Origin of the sequence: Micromonospora antibiotica, from assembly GCF_017599305.1 — a bacterium.
GTDB lineage: Bacteria > Actinomycetota > Actinomycetes > Mycobacteriales > Micromonosporaceae > Micromonospora > Micromonospora antibiotica.
On sequence record NZ_JAGFWR010000012.1, the window covers coordinates 82,370 to 97,132 of the forward strand.

At 73.9% G+C, this 14,763-nt stretch carries 12 protein-coding genes; 7 read left to right on the plus strand and 5 right to left on the minus strand.

From position 1 onward, the window contains the following. Positions 1-20: 20 nt before the first annotated feature. Positions 21-1,019 carry an aldo/keto reductase family protein gene (locus JQN83_RS20415; protein WP_208568739.1) on the plus strand — a complete coding sequence of 333 codons (999 nt, stop codon included), beginning with the start codon at positions 21-23 and terminating at the stop codon, positions 1,017-1,019. A gap of 42 nt (positions 1,020-1,061) precedes the next feature. Here the strand turns inward: JQN83_RS20415 and JQN83_RS20420 are convergent, their stop codons facing one another. Both JQN83_RS20420 and JQN83_RS20425 read right to left on the minus strand, forming a co-directional pair. Then, positions 1,062-1,859, minus strand: coding sequence for a site-2 protease family protein (locus JQN83_RS20420; RefSeq protein WP_208568740.1), 798 nt, complete (start codon positions 1,857-1,859; stop codon positions 1,062-1,064). Continuing rightward, positions 1,859-2,059 carry a hypothetical protein gene (locus tag JQN83_RS20425; RefSeq protein ID WP_208568741.1) on the minus strand — a complete coding sequence of 67 codons (201 nt, stop codon included), beginning with the start codon at positions 2,057-2,059 and terminating at the stop codon, positions 1,859-1,861. Before JQN83_RS20425 ends, JQN83_RS20420 begins: the two co-directional genes overlap by 1 nt. Positions 2,060-2,228: 169 nt before the next feature. Between JQN83_RS20425 and JQN83_RS20430 the strand changes: the two genes are divergently transcribed. From JQN83_RS20430 to JQN83_RS20440, 3 genes are all read left to right on the plus strand, one after another. Further along, positions 2,229-4,340: a bifunctional adenosylcobinamide kinase/adenosylcobinamide-phosphate guanylyltransferase gene (locus tag JQN83_RS20430; protein ID WP_208568742.1), complete on the plus strand. Its 2,112-nt coding sequence runs from the start codon at positions 2,229-2,231 to the stop codon at positions 4,338-4,340. Further along, positions 4,330-5,103 carry an adenosylcobinamide-GDP ribazoletransferase gene (gene cobS / locus JQN83_RS20435; protein ID WP_208568743.1) on the plus strand — a complete coding sequence of 258 codons (774 nt, stop codon included), beginning with the start codon at positions 4,330-4,332 and terminating at the stop codon, positions 5,101-5,103. Before JQN83_RS20430 ends, cobS begins: the two co-directional genes overlap by 11 nt. A 65-nt stretch (positions 5,104-5,168) precedes the next feature. Beyond that, a complete protein-coding gene (locus JQN83_RS20440) occupies positions 5,169-6,464 on the plus strand; it encodes a DUF2314 domain-containing protein (RefSeq protein ID WP_208568744.1) in 1,296 nt (431 codons plus the stop codon). A 266-nt stretch (positions 6,465-6,730) separates the two neighbouring features. Here the strand turns inward: JQN83_RS20440 and gcvT are convergent, their stop codons facing one another. Beyond that, complete coding sequence (gene gcvT / locus JQN83_RS20445; protein ID WP_208568745.1) at positions 6,731-7,861, minus strand: glycine cleavage system aminomethyltransferase GcvT; 1,131 nt, start codon at positions 7,859-7,861, stop codon at positions 6,731-6,733. A gap of 160 nt (positions 7,862-8,021) precedes the next feature. Between gcvT and JQN83_RS20450 the strand changes: the two genes are divergently transcribed. Next, on the plus strand, positions 8,022-9,593 hold the full coding sequence (locus tag JQN83_RS20450; protein WP_208568746.1) for a leucyl aminopeptidase: 1,572 nt from the start codon (positions 8,022-8,024) through the stop codon (positions 9,591-9,593). Between the two features lie 104 nt (positions 9,594-9,697). Here the strand turns inward: JQN83_RS20450 and JQN83_RS20455 are convergent, their stop codons facing one another. Further along, positions 9,698-10,027, minus strand: coding sequence for a hypothetical protein (locus JQN83_RS20455; RefSeq protein ID WP_208568747.1), 330 nt, complete (start codon positions 10,025-10,027; stop codon positions 9,698-9,700). A gap of 142 nt (positions 10,028-10,169) precedes the next feature. Here JQN83_RS20455 and lpdA point away from each other — a divergent pair, with 142 nt between their 5' ends. Both lpdA and sucB read left to right on the plus strand, forming a co-directional pair. Then, positions 10,170-11,597: a dihydrolipoyl dehydrogenase gene (lpdA, locus tag JQN83_RS20460; protein ID WP_208568748.1), complete on the plus strand. Its 1,428-nt coding sequence runs from the start codon at positions 10,170-10,172 to the stop codon at positions 11,595-11,597. Between the two features lie 71 nt (positions 11,598-11,668). Next, positions 11,669-13,489 carry a 2-oxoglutarate dehydrogenase, E2 component, dihydrolipoamide succinyltransferase gene (gene sucB / locus JQN83_RS20465; RefSeq protein ID WP_208568749.1) on the plus strand — a complete coding sequence of 607 codons (1,821 nt, stop codon included), beginning with the start codon at positions 11,669-11,671 and terminating at the stop codon, positions 13,487-13,489. 263 nt (positions 13,490-13,752) lie between these two features. On the opposite strand, the gene JQN83_RS20470 is transcribed toward sucB, so the two are convergent. Then, a complete protein-coding gene (locus tag JQN83_RS20470; protein WP_208568750.1) occupies positions 13,753-14,697 on the minus strand; it encodes an SDR family NAD(P)-dependent oxidoreductase in 945 nt (314 codons plus the stop codon). Positions 14,698-14,763 lie beyond the last annotated feature (66 nt).

The following is a 14,763-nucleotide window of genomic DNA, read 5'->3' on the forward strand; positions in this document are numbered from 1 at the left end:
GTCGGGGCTAGGGTCGCAGGATGGAATTCCGACACCTTGGCCGCTCGGGCCTCATGGTCAGTGAGATCTCGTACGGCAACTGGATCACCCACGGTTCCCAGGTCGAGGAGGAGGCGGCGCTGGCGTGTGTCCGGGCCGCCCTGGACAACGGCATCACCACCTTCGACACCGCCGACGTCTACGCCGGCACGCGCGCCGAGACGGTGCTCGGCAAGGCCCTCGCCGGGGAGCGCCGGGAGGGGTTGGAGATCTTCACCAAGGTCTACTGGCCGACCGGCCCCGGCCGCAACGACCGTGGCCTGTCCCGCAAACACATCATGGAGTCGATCAACGGTTCGCTACGCCGCCTCCAGACCGACCACGTGGACCTCTACCAGGCCCACCGGTACGACTACAGCACGCCGCTGGAGGAGACGATGGAGGCGTTCGCCGACGTCGTACGTGCCGGCAAGGCGCACTACATCGGTGTGTCGGAGTGGAAGGCGTCACAGCTGCGCGAGGCGCACGCCCTCGCCCGGGAACTGCGCATCCCGCTGGTGTCCAACCAGCCGCAGTACTCGATGCTGTGGCGGGTCATCGAGGCCGAGGTGGTGCCCGCCAGCGAGGAGCTGGGCATCTCCCAGATCGTCTGGTCGCCGATGGCCCAGGGGGTGCTGTCCGGCAAGTACCTGCCGGGCCAGCCGCCGCCGGCCGGTTCCCGGGCCACCGACGAGAAGTCCGGTGCCAACTTCATCGCGCAGTGGCTGGGCGACGAGGTGCTGACCCGGGTGCAGCAGCTCAAGCCGCTCGCCGAGCAGGCCGGGCTGACTATGCCGCAGCTCGCCGTCGCCTGGGTGTTGCAGAACCCCAACGTCGCCTCGGCGATCATCGGCGCGTCCCGCCCCGACCAGGTGCACGACAACGTCAAGGCGGCCGGGGTGACCCTGGAGGCCGACCTGCTCAAGGCCATCGACGAGATCGTCGCCCCGGTCACCCAACGGGACCCGGCCAAGACCGAGAGCCCGGCCCAGCGCCCCTGACCGGCGCCGGTCCCATCCCGCCCCGTCCGGGGTGGGATGGGATCAGGTCTGCCAGAAGCGGATCAGGGACAGCGCGGTGCTGTAGAGCCACGGCGGCAGGCCCAGCAGGTCGCTGAGCCAGAAGACTGCGGTGAAGAACCAGTTGCCGATGCGCGGGTTCCACAGCAGGGCGAAGAGCAGGATGAAGCCGAACGGCGCGAACATGTCGTACATCCGGCGCCACTGCGGGTTGAGCCACGGCTGGATCATGTTGCCGCCGTCCAGGCCGGGCACCGGGAGCAGGTTCAGCACGCTCGCGGTGAGCTGGAGGAACGCCAGCAGCGCTACCCCGGCCCAGAACTCGATCGGGCCGCCCGCGTCGATGCCCACCCGCAGCACCACCACCAGCAGCAGGGTGAACAGCACGTTGGTGGCCGGGCCGGCGAGGCTGACCAGGGTGTGCCGCAACCGCCCCGGGATGGCGTGCCGGTCGACCCACACCGCCCCACCGGGCAGGCCGATGCCGCCGAGCAGCACCACCACCACCGGCAGCACGATCGACAGCAGCGGATGGGTGTACTTGAGCGGGTTCAACGTCAGGTAGCCCCGGTGGGCGATGTCCCGGTCACCGGCCCGGTAGGCGACCACCGCGTGCGCGTACTCGTGCAGGCACAGCGAGACCAGCCAGCCGGAGACGACGAAGAGGAACACGTCGAACCGGACGTTGCCCACCCCGTTCCAGACCAGCACGCCACTGGTGACGAAGAGCGCCACCAGGGCCAGGAAGATCGGGCTGGGCCGGAACGCCGCCCGGGGCACACCGAGCACCAGCGGCTCGCCCCCCGGGCGGTCGTACCCCATCACTCCGCCGTCGGCAGCAGGCTCATCCGGTAGTCCACCCGATCGTCCTCGACGAGCGTGACCGAGGTGACGCCGGACGTCGCGAGCTCCCGCCAGGTCTGACCGATCCAGGACTCGGCGTCCGCCTGGCTGCTGAACGTCTCCGCCGGCCCGTCGACCGGTGCGCCGTCCGTGCCCTCGTACCGCCAGCTCCACGCCATGCCGCGTCTCCCCTCGCCGCTCAACCGTCCCCGGGGGACGGATCCCCGCAAGCGTAGTCGGCCGGTGCGGAGCGCACCGGACGCACGCCCCCTGGCTGCCGGGTTCCGCGCAGCGTGACGGGCCCGGGCCGGCGGGCGGGGCCGGGTCGGGCGGCCTTAAGGTACGGGCATGTCCGTTGACGGGTGGAACACGGTCCTGGTGCTCGGCGGTATCCGTTCGGGCAAGTCGGAGTTCGCCGAGTCCCTGGTGGCCGAAGCCCCCACGGTGCGGTACGTGGCGACGTCGGCCGCCGCCGACCCGGACGACACCGAGTGGGCCACCCGACTGGCCGCCCACCGGGCCCGCCGGCCGGGCAGCTGGACCACCGAGGAGACCGCCGGGGACCCGCGCCGGCTCGCCGACGTGCTCGCCTCGGCCGGGCCGAACGAGACGCTGCTCGTCGACGACCTGGGCGGCTGGGTGACCGTGCTGCTCGACCCGGCCCACCAGCCGGCCGACGACGTCGCCACGATCACCGAGCTGGCCGACGCGGTACGCGCCAGCGAGGCGCGGATCGTGCTGGTCAGCCCGGAGGTGGGGCTGTCGCTGGTGCCGACCACCCCGTTGGGGCGGGCGTTCACCGATGCGCTGGGCGCCGCCAACCGGGCCGTCGCGGACGCCTGCGACGCCGTCGCGCTGGTGGTCGCCGGCCAGCCGGTCTGGCTCAAGCCGGCCACCCCGGCCCGGCCGGTCGACGTACCCACCCAGGCCACCCCGACCACCGGTGCGGCCGCGCCGACCAGCGGTGTGGCGGACCCGACCGGCGGCGCGCAGCCGCCGCTGCCGGACGTGCTGACCCCCACCGTGCCGGCGGCCCCGGCCGCACCCACCGCCGACGGCACCGGCTGGGCGGCACCGACCATGGCGCTGCCGGTGGTCGCCACCGGGCTCGTCATCCAGCCCGGCATGGAACTGCCGATGCCCGACGAGTACGCCGGACCGCAGGCGGTGCAGCGGCTCGGCACCCTGGACCTGCCGGGGGCCGGGCTGGGCGTGCTGGAGCGGGTGGTCGAGTTCGCCGCCGCCACCCAGGGCACGCCGACGCCTACGCCGTGGACCGGTGTCCGGGTGCTGCTGCTGCACGGCGACCACGCCGGTGGCGCGGCGGCCGGGGCACCGGTCGGGGAGTCGGCCCGACTGGCCCGGCAGGCCCGCGCCGGCCGGGGTGCGTTGGCCCGGCTGGCCGCCGAGAGCGGTGCCAGCCTCCAGGTGGTGGACGCCCCGCCGTCCGCGCCGATCGAACACGGGCCGGCGCTGGACGCCGACGCCGTCGAGGCGGCGCTGCGCTACGGCTGGCGGTTGGCCGAGGAGGCCGCCGAGGCGGGCGTACGACTGCTGGTGCTGGGGGCCTGCGGCGCGGGCGCGGAGGCCGCTGCGGCGGCGGTGCTCGTGGCGACGGCCGGCGCGGAGGCCCCGACCGTGCTGGGTCGGGTGCACACCGCCGACGGCGAGATCGACGACGCCGCCTGGATGGTGCGGTGCGCGACCGTACGGGACGCCCTGCACCGCACCCGCCGCTCCCCCCGCGACGCCAAGGACATCCTGGCCGAGCTGGGCGGCGGCGACGTGGCGGTGGCGGCCGGTGTGCTGCTCGGTGCGACCGCCCGCCGGGTCCCGGTGCTGCTGGACGGGCCGGTCGGGCTGGCCGCTGGCATGGTCGCCCGGGACCTGGCCGGCCAGGCCCGGCACTGGTGCCTGCTGGTCGACCACGGCGGCCACCCGGCGGTCCGGCTCGCCGCCGACGTGCTCGGCCTGACCCCGCTGCTGGACCTGCGGCTCGACCTCGGCGAGGGGGCCAACGCGCTGGCCGCCCTGCCGCTGCTGCGCTCGGTGCTGGCGCTGGCCGGGTCGCTGCCCGCGCACCCGCACCATGGTGGCCCCGACGACGAGCCCACCGGCGACCCGACCGGCGACGCCGCCCCGACCACGCCGACCGCCGCCACGGCCACGCCGACCGGTGAGGTCGGGGCCACCACGGTTCCGGCCACCACCGACCGGGCCACCGACCTCCCGGCCGGCGACGCCGCGACCGGGGCGGCGGACCCCGACGCCGGGCCGGCCGTGGGCGAGGTGGCGGATCCCGACGCCGGGCCGGCCGGGGCCGAGGTAGCGGACCCCGACGCCGGGCCCGCCGGGCCGGACGCCACCCCGGAGTTCGCGGAGCCGGTGCCGGCCGGCCCGGGCCCGACCACCACCGACGCCGGGCCGGAACGCGACCCGTCCGGCCGGCGTGCCGGCTGAGTCGGGGCGCGGCGACGGGTTCCGACTGGCGCTGACCACCCTCACCACCGTGCCGGTCCGCGCCGGCCGGATCGACCGGGCCACGGCGGGCACCGCGATGGCGCTCGCCCCACTGGTCGGGGTGCTACTCGGGGTGCTGCTCGGGGCGGTGCTGCTGGTCCTGGGCGCGCTCGCCCCACCCCTGGTCGCCGCCGGGCTGACCGTCGGAGTGGCGGCCCTGCTGACCCGGGGGCTGCACCTGGACGGGTTGGCAGACACCGTGGACGCGCTGGGGTCGTACCGGCGCGGGGCGGCGGCGCTGGAGATCATGAAAAAGCCGGACGTGGGCCCGTTCGGCGTGGTCGCGCTGGTGGTCGTCCTGCTGCTCCAGACGGCGACCCTCGCCGAGCTGGCCGGACGTTCCTGGCCGACGGCGCTCGCCGCGGTGGTCGCCGGCACCGCCGCCGGTCGGCTCGGGATCACCCTGGCCTGCCGTCGGGGCGTGCCGGCGGCCCGCCCCGACGGGATGGGCACGCTGGTCGCCGGGACGGTCGGGCCGGTCGCACCGGTCGTCGGCACCCTCGTCGTCGCGCTGGCGGCGGTGCCGGCCGTGCCGGGCCGCCCGTGGCAGGGGCCGCTGGCCGTGCTGGTCGCCCTCGCCGTCGCCACCGGCCTGCTCCGCCATCTGGTACGCCGCCTCGGCGGGATCACCGGCGACGTGCTCGGGGCCCTCGTGGAGGTGGTGACCACGCTGGTCTACCTGGGCTTGGTGCTGTCCGGCTGAGGACGACGCGGCGTGCCGGGTAGCGTTTGCCCCGACAACACCGGCACGGCCTTCCGGGGGACGACTTGCTCATCACGGACGACTTCCTGCCCGTACCGGTCCCGGAGTCGCTCAGCGCGACCTACCTGGTACCGATGGCGGGGTTGCCACCGGTGAGCCCGAAGACCGCGGTACGGGCGTTGGCGGGCCGGCTCGCCGACCCGGTCTACGGACTGGCCACGCAGATGCTGGACAGCCCGCTGATGTCGGTGGACACCCGCTCGATCGACGAGTTCCCGCAGCTGCCGCCGGACCTGCTCACCGCCTTCGGCGCGACCGAGGCCCAGTTGGGCCGGCTCGCCGCCGCCAGCCACCTGGTGGTGGTGCAGGCCGAGTACCGGCCGGGTTGGCCACCGGCGCACGAGTGGGCGGCCCGCGCGGTGGCCGCCGCCGTCGCCGAATCCGTCGACGGTGACGTGGTGGACGTGTTCGGGTTGCAGTTCCTCGACCCGGCGACGGCGCTGAAGTCGCTGCCGGACGCACAGGGCCGCATCCGGCTGGTCGACTGGGTGCTGGTCCCGTACTCCTCGGACACCGAGGGGCTGTGGTTCACCACCAAGGGGTTGCGCCGCTTCGGGCTGCTGGAGTTGCAGACCCAGGGGGTGCCCGACCACCTCACCCGGGCCTGGGGCGCGGTGCTGACCGGTGCCGCCCGCCGGCTGCTGCGGGACTGGACCGACGGGCTCGCCGGCGAGGAGGTGCCGGCGTTCGTGCAGCTGCCGGTGCTGGCCACGGTGACCGGCCACGACATCGCGGTGGCGTACGGCAATCCGGAGCAGCACGGCGCGACGGCCCCGGTGCTGCTGCGCCTGGAGCTGGACCCGGCGACCGACCCGGAGGCCGACTCGTTCCTCAGCCTGCGCCCGCCGCCCGGCCACCCCGGGCCGGACGGTCGCTACTTCGCGGCGGCCTGCGCGACCCTCTTCTCCGGCATCGAGCCGGACGTCCGGTACGCCCGCTCGGGCGACGCGATGAGCCGGGCCGTCGCCACCGCCCGCGCCGGGTTGGACGACATCCGGGCCCGGTTCCTCGCCGACGGGCTGCCACCGGAGGCCCAACTGGTGGTCAAGTACGGCCTACCCGGCGACGACGGCCCCGAGTACGTCTGGGCCGGGGTCAACTCGTGGGACGCCCCGGAGCGGATCGTCGGCGCGAGCGCCAGCGACGCCAACACCGACCCCACCGTCCGGATCGGCTCCCCGGTCGAGGTGGCCGTCACCGAGGTCGTCGACTGGGCGGTCCTCGACGGCACCGGCGTCATCGAGGGCGGCTGGACCCAGGCCGTCCTCGACGCCGGCGAACGCCCCCACCCCACCCACTGACCCCACCCGCCCCGCCCCGGCCCGACCCGCCCTCGCCCCGGCCCGGCCCGGCCCGGTGATCAAGAGGTTTACGTCAAAATCTCGGCCTGACATGACGTAAACCTCTTGATCACCGAGCCCAAGCCGGGGTCGCGGGAGCTGGCCTCGGGTGATCAAGAGGTTTAGGTCAGGATTTCGGCCCGACGTGACGTAAACCTCTTGATCACCGAGGCCAGCCCGGGGGCCGAGGCCAGCCCGGGGGCCGAGGCCAGAACCGGTGGGTGGGGTCAGCGGACGGAGGGGGTGACGAAGGGGGGGCGGGTGATGCGCATCTGGGCGCGGCGGCCCCGGATGTCGACCTCGACGAGGTCGCCGTCGGCGAGTTTCGGGTCGGTGTCCAGCAGGGCGAGGGCGATGCCCTGCTTGCGGGTGGGGCTGAAGGTGCCGCTGGTGACCGTGCCGACCGGGGCGTCACCGGCGTGGACGGTCATTCCGGCACGGGGGATGGCCCGGTCGACGGCCTCCAGGCCGCGCAGCGTACGGCGGGGGCCGGCGGTCTTCTCGGCGCGCAACGCGTCGCGGCCCCAGAAGGCCGGCTTGTCCCAGCCGACGGCCCATCCGGAGCGCCCCTGCACGGGGGTGATGTCCAGGGAGAGGTCCTGCCCGTGCAGCGGGTAGCCCATCTCGGTACGCAGGGTGTCCCGGGCGCCCAGCCCGCAGGCGCGCAGCTCGACCTGCTCCCCGGCGGCGAAGAGCGCGTCCCAGACGGCGACGGCGTGTTCGGCCGGCACCACCAGCTCGTAGCCCAGCTCACCGGTGTAGCCGGTACGGCAGACGGTCAGTTCGGCACCGGCCAGTGTCGCCGGGGAGAAGCTCATGTAGTCGTGCCCGGTGGGCAGGCCCAGCGCGTCGAGCAGCTCGGCCGAGCGGGGGCCCTGCACGGCCAGCACCGCGTACCGGTCGTGTTCGTCGGTGACCTCGACGTCGGCCGGGGCGGCGGCGCGCAGCCGGCGTACCACCTCGGCGGTGTTCGCCGCGTTGGGGATGAGGAAGACGTGGTCGTCGGCGTACCGGTAGGCGATGATGTCGTCAACCACCCCGCCGGTGGCGTCGTCGCAGCAGAGCGTGTACTGCGCCTTGCCCGCCCCGATCCGGTCCAGGTCGTTGGTCAGGCAGGAGTTGACGAACCGCGCCGCGCCGGGGCCGGTGACCCGCGCCTTGCCCAGGTGTGAGACGTCGAAGACGCCGACCGCCGTCCGGACCGCCGCGTGTTCCCTGAGTACGCCGCCGCCGGCGTACTCCAGGGGCATCTCCCAGCCCCCGAAGGGGGCGAACTTGGCACCGAGCGCGGTGTGCCGCGCGTGCAGCGGGGAACGGCGCAGCCGGGTCGCGGCGGCGTCGGAGGTCACGTCCGTCATGGGTGGCAACTTACCGGTGGGTGCGCCGCTGGTTAGCATCGGCGGGACCCGTCGGCAGTTCGGCGGGACGCACCCGCGCTCCGGCGGTTAGGTTGCCGCCGGAGACCATCACCGCCGGTACGCGACGACGCGGCCGGCCCGGCCCGCCCGGAGTAGCTCAGTGACATCGTCCAGCACCACCCTCAGCCTGGTCGACACCGACCCCGCCGAGCTCACGGTCGACGCGATCGTGATCGGCGTACACAGTCAGACCACCGGCCCGGACGCCACGAGCGGTCCCGCCGGCACCCTGCTGCTGGCCGACGGCGCGGAGAGTATCGCCGCCGCCTTCGACGGCAAGCTGACCGCGACGCTGGCCCTGCTCGGCGCGACCGGCGGCCCCGGCGAGGTGATCAAGCTGGCCACGCTGGGCACCGTCACCGCACCGCTGGTCGTGGCGGTCGGGCTGGGTCCGGAGCCGACCGGTGCCGCTCCCGCCCCGGAGACCCTGCGCCGGGCCGCCGGTGCGGCGGTCCGGGCGCTGGCCGGGGCGCCCCGGGTGGCCCTGAGCCTGCCGCTGCCCGACAACGCCGACGCCCCGGCCGTGCTGCGCGCGGTCGCCGAGGGCGCGCTGCTCGGCGGCTACCGGTTCGCCGGTTACAAGACCAAGCCGCAGCCGTCCCGGCGGGAGCCGGTGGCCGAGGTGCTCATCGCCGTACCGGACGCCGCCGACGCGACCGCCAAGGCCGAGATCGACCGGGCCACCGCGGTGGCCGGTGCGGTGCGCACCAGCCGGGACTGGGTCAACACCGCGCCGAACGAGCTGCGTCCGCCGGCCTTCGCCGACGCCGTCGCCACCGCCGCCCGCGCCGCCGGCCTCGACGTCGAGGTGCTCGACGAGCAGGAGCTGAGGGCCGGCGGGTACGGCGGCATCACCGCCGTCGGGCAGGGCTCCGAGGCCCCGCCGCGCCTGGTCAAGCTCACCTGGACCCCGCAGGGTGAGACGAACGGCAAGCGGGTCGCGCTGGTCGGCAAGGGCATCACCTTCGACACCGGCGGTATCTCGATCAAGCCGGCGCAGGGCATGTGGGAGATGAAGTCCGACATGGCCGGCGCGGCGGCCGTCGGGGCGGCGATGCTGGCGATCGCCGCGCTCAAGCCGTCCGTGACGGTGACCGGTTACCTGCCGATGGCGGAGAACATGCCGTCGGGCACCAGCTACCGGCCGGGTGACGTGGTCACCATGTTCAACGGCAAGCGGGTCGAGGTGCTCAACACCGACGCCGAGGGCCGGATGATCCTCGGCGACGCGATGGCCCGGGCCTGCGCCGACGGCACCGACTACCTGTTCGAGACGTCCACCCTCACCGGTGGTCAGGTGATCTCGTTGGGCAAGCGGATCGCCGGGGTGATGGGTACCCCCGAGTTGTGCGAGCGGGTGAAGGTGGCCGGTGACATTGTCGGCGAGCCGGCCTGGCCGATGCCGCTGCCGGACGACGTCCGCAAGGGCATGGACTCGGACGTGGCGGACATCTCGCAGGTCAACGCGGGCATGGACCGGGCCGGTCACATGCTCCAGGGCGGGGTGTTCCTGCGCGAGTTCGTCACCGACGACGTCGCCTGGGCGCACATCGACATCGCCGGCCCCGGCTACCACTCGGGTGAGCCGACCGGCTACTGGACCAAGGGCGGCACCGGTGTGCCGGTGCGTACCCTGGTGCAGCTGGTCGAGGACGTCGCCGCCAACGGCTGACGGATTCGCGACACGACGACGGGACGCCCACGGGCGTCCCGTCCGCGTTTCCGGGGCCGGGCGCGTCGCCGGTCAGGCGTGACGTCGCCGGCGCCGGGCGGGGCTCAGAACAGCTCGGGTCGGCGTTTGCGGCGTTCGTTGTAGTCGCGCATCCGCTGCGGGTAGCCCATCAGCCGGACGTCGTAGATCGGGATGCCCAGGGCGTGCGCGAAGCGGCGGGCGCCCTCCGGGCCGTCGATGCGCCGCCGGGTCCACTCGCCGTCGTCGGCGATCATGATGACGGTGGTCTCGGTCATCGTGGTCCGGGGTTCGATGAACGCCTCGACCCCCCGGCGGGTGCGGGCGAAGTTGGCCAGGTGATCCAGGTCAGCCCGTTCGGCCGGCCGGTCACGGTTGGCCGGGGTCGGCGGTTTGCGTCGCCGGAACAGCGCCACCGGGCTACTCCTCTCCCCCGTCCGTCGTCGAGGACGGTGCCAAGAGTACGTGTCGGGGACGTGTCGTTGGGCACCTCGGTACGCGCCCCGGACGGGCAAGTGACAAGATGACCGAGGTGGGGTCTGCCCGTGCCGCCCCGCCGTGACCCCCCGATGCAGCGAAGCGACCAGGGAGTTGGACGTGAGCGAGCCGAACGACGCAACCTTCGACATCGTCATTCTCGGAGGTGGCAGCGGCGGCTACGCGGCGGCGCTGCGTGCCGCCCAGCTTGACCTCTCCGTCGCGCTGATCGAGAAGGGCAAGCTCGGCGGCACCTGCCTGCACAACGGCTGCATCCCGACCAAGGCGCTGCTGCACGCGGCGGAGATCGCCGACCAGACCCGGGAGTCGGCGCAGTTCGGCGTCCAGGCCGAGCTGGTCGGCATCGACATGGCCGGGGTCAATGCGTACAAGGACGGGGTGATCTCCCGCCTCTACAAGGGCCTGCAGGGGCTGGTCGGCGGCAACAAGAACATCACCTTCGTGGCGGGTGCCGGCAAGCTGGTCGGCAAGAACGTCGTCGAGGTCGACGGCAAGCGCTACACCGGCCGCAACGTGATCCTGGCCTCCGGTTCGTACGCCAAGAGCCTGCCCGGCCTGGAGGTCGACGGCGAGCGGATCATCACCAGCGACCACGCGCTGACCCTGGACCGGGTGCCCGCGTCGGTGATCGTGCTGGGCGGCGGTGTGATCGGCGTCGAGTTCGCCAGCGTGTGGAAGTCCTTCGGGGTGGACGTCACCATCGTCGAGGCGCTGCCCCGGCTGGTGGCCGCCGAGGACGAGGAGTCGTCCAAGGCGCTGGAGCGGGCGTTCCGCAAGCGGAAGATCAACTTCAAGGTCGGCAAGCCCTTCGAGAAGGTCGAGAAGACCGAGAAGGGCGTCAAGCTGACCATCGCCGGCGGCGAGACCGTCGAGGCCGAGCTGCTGCTGGTCGCCGTCGGCCGGGGCCCGAACACCGCCGACCTCGGCTACGCCGAGCAGGGCGTCAAGCTCGACCGGGGGTACGTGCTGACCGACGAGCGGCTGCGCACCGGCGTGCCGAACGTCTACGCGGTCGGCGACATCGTGCCCGGCCTCCAGCTCGCCCACCGGGGTTTCGCCCAGGGCATCTTCGTCGCCGAGGAGATCGCCGGCCTGAACCCGGCCGTGATCGACGAGGCCGGCATCCCGCGCGTCACCTACTCCGACCCGGAGCTGGCGTCGGTGGGGCTGACCGAGGCCAAGGCCAAGGAGCAGTACGGCGACAAGGTCAAGGTCTACAACTACAACCTCGGCGGCAACGGCAAGAGCCAGATCCTCAAGACCGCCGGTTTCGTGAAGCTGGTACGCGTCGAGGACGGGCCGGTGGTCGGCGTACACATGGTCGGTGCCCGGGTCGGCGAGCTGATCGGCGAGGCGCAGCTCATCTACAACTGGGAGGCCTACCCGGCGGAGGTGGCGCAGCTCGTGCACGCCCACCCGACCCAGAACGAGGCGCTGGGCGAGGCGCACCTGGCCCTGGCCGGCAAGCCGCTGCACGCGCACGCCTGACCCACACTCATTCCGCGACGCCGGCGGCAAGCGGGCGAGGATCGCACCAGGCCACGAAGGAGTTTCAGAACATGCCGGTATCGGTCACCATGCCTCGGCTCGGCGAGAGCGTCACCGAGGGCACCGTCACCCGCTGGCTCAAGCAGGAGGGCGAGACCGTCGAGGTCGACGAGCCGCTGCTGGAGGTCTCCACCGACAAGGTCGACACCGAGATCCCCTCCCCCGCCGCGGGGGTGCTGAGCCGGATCGTGGTCGGTGAGGACGAGACCGCCGAGGTGGGCAGCGAACTGGCCGTCATCTCCGGCGAGGGCGAGTCGGCCGGCTCGCAGGACGACGGCGGGGCCGCCGAGCCGGAGCAGGCCGAGCCGGCCACCGAGCCGACGGCCGCCGCCGAGGGCACCGGCCCGGAGCCGGAGCAGCCGGAGCAGGAGCAGCCGGCGGCGCAGGCCGCCCCGGCGTCCTCGGGCGAGGGCACCGCAGTGAAGATGCCGGCGCTGGGCGAGAGCGTCACCGAGGGCACCGTCACCCGGTGGCTCAAGCAGGTCGGCGAGACCGTCGAGGTCGACGAGGCGCTGCTGGAGGTCTCCACCGACAAGGTCGACACCGAGATCCCGTCGCCGGTCGCCGGCACCGTCCTGGAGATCAAGGTCGCGGAGGACGAGACCGCCGCCGTCGGCGCGGACCTGGCGATCATCGGTGCGGCGGACGCCGCCCCGGCCGAGTCGACGCCGGAGCCGGAGCCCGCCCCGAAGGCGGAGGCCAAGCCCGCGCCGAAGGCCGAGCCGGAGCCCGAGGTCGCCGAGCCGACCCAGGGCGCGGGATACAACGAGCCGGCCGCCGAGGCCGAGTCGGCGGCCCAGCCGGCGAAGGCGGAGCAGGCTGCCCAGCCGGCCGCCCCGACCGCCACGCCGGCCCGGCCGTCCGCCCCCGTCCAGGGCGGCGGCGAGGAGGCCGCCGGTTACGTGACCCCGCTGGTGCGCAAGCTGGCCGGCCAGCACGGCGTCGACCTGGCCTCGGTCACCGGCACCGGCGTCGGTGGCCGGATCCGCAAGCAGGACGTGCTGGAGGCGGCGGAGAAGGCGAAGGCCGCCAAGGCCGCTCCGGCGGCCCCCGCGCAGCCGGCTGCGAAGGCTCCGGCGAAGCCGGCGGCCAAGGCGCAGCCGAGCGCCAAGCGCGGCAGCACCGAGAAGCTGCCCCGGATCCGGGCGACCATCGCCAAGCGGATGCAGCAGTCGCTGCACGAGATGGCGCAGCTGACCACGGTGATCGAGGTGGACGTCACCCGGATCGCCAAGCTGCGCGCCCAGGCCAAGGAGGCGTTCCAGCAGCGGCACGGCGTGAAGCTGTCGTTCCTGCCGTTCTTCGCCCTGGCGACCATCGAGGCGTTGCAGACGTACCCGATCGTCAACGCGAGCATGGACCTCGACGCGGGCACGATCACCTACCCCGACGCCGAGCACCTGGGCATCGCGGTGGACACCGAGCGCGGCCTGATGGTGCCGGTCATCCACGGTGCGGGCGACCTCAACCTGGGCGGCATCGCCAAGCGGATCGCCGACCTGGCCGAGCGCACCCGGACCAACAAGATCAGCCCGGACGAGATCGCCGGGGCGACCTTCACGCTGACCAACACCGGCAGCCGGGGCGCGCTCTTCGACACCCCGATCGTGCCGTCGCCGCAGTCGGCGATGCTCGGCACCGGTGCCGTGGTGAAGCGTCCGGTCGTGGTGAACGACCCGGACCTCGGCGAGGTCGTCGCGGTCCGGTCGATGGTCTACCTGGCCCTGTCCTACGACCACCGGCTGATCGACGGCGCCGACGCGGCCCGTTTCCTGGTCGCGGTCAAGGAGCGGCTGGAGGGCGGCAACTTCGAGGCCGAGTTGGGCCTGTAACACCCGCGTTCGACGGAGGCGCCCCGGTCGGTCGACCGGGGCGCCTCCGTCGTCAGCACGCCAGGTGCCGGCCCGGGCGGACCGACCGGCCACCACCCGCGGGCCGGACGGGGCGAGGCGGACGGAACGACCGGCCACCACCCGCCGTGCCGGGCCGCGCGGGGCGGGGAGGGGGGTGGCGGGCGCACCGACCGGCTACCGCACGTCGGGCCCCTCGATCCGGGCAGGGCCGGCCGGGGCACGGCACCCGGCGGATCGGCGGGTCAGCCGCGCAGGGTCTGCTCGGAGACCGTCCAGAGCCGCTCGGCGGCGGCCGGGTCGAGGGCGTACGCGGCGACGCCGGTGCGGGTGCCGGGCTGGTGCGGGGCGGCCTGCTGGCAGTCCTCGAAGTACCGGCCACCGATCCCGTCGAGCAGCGGCGAGGTGGCGACCAGGACAGAGGTGGCGGCACCCTGCTCGACGGTCTTCCAGGTGGCCGCGCCGCCACCGCTGGCGGCCCGCATCCGCTCCAGTTCCTCGGCGCTGACGTACCGCTGGAGGTTGGTGTGGATCGCGCCGGGCATCAGCGCGTTGCTGAGGATGCCGTCGTCGGCCCAGCGCCGGGTCGCCTCGACGGCGAACAGCACGTTCGCGGTCTTCGACTGCCCGTACGCCGCCCACGGGTCGTAGGGGCGCTGCCGGAAGTGGATGTCGTCGAAGACCACCGGGGACCGCAGGTGCGCCGCGGAGCTGACCGAGACGATGCGGGCGCCGTCGGCGGCGGCGAGGGCGCGGTGCAGCCCGGTGGCGAGGGCGAAGTGCCCGAGGTGGTTGGTGGCGAACTGCAACTCCCAGCCCTCGGGGGTACGCCGCTCGGGCGAGGCCATGATGCCGGCGTTGTCGACCAGCAGGTGCAGCGGCCCGTCCCAGGTGGCCACGAAGGCGGACACCGACGCCTGGTCGGCGAGGTCGAGCGGGGCGACCAGCAGCCGGTCGTTGCCGGTGCTGGCGGTGATGTCCCCGGCGGCCCGCTGGCCGGCGTCGAGGTCCCGGACGGCCAGGGTGACGTCGGCTCCGGCGGCGGCGAGGGCGCGGGCGGTCTCCACGCCGATGCCGGAGGCACCGCCGGTCACCACGGCACGACGGCCGGTGAGGTCGACGTCGCGGACCACCTCCAGGGCGGTGGTCCGGGCGTCGAAGGGGGTGTGGACTGGCGAGTCGGTGGTCATGATCCGTCCTTGTCGGTGCGGTACGGGCCGGACGACCCGACCGCTACGATGAGAAGTGGAGGGCCC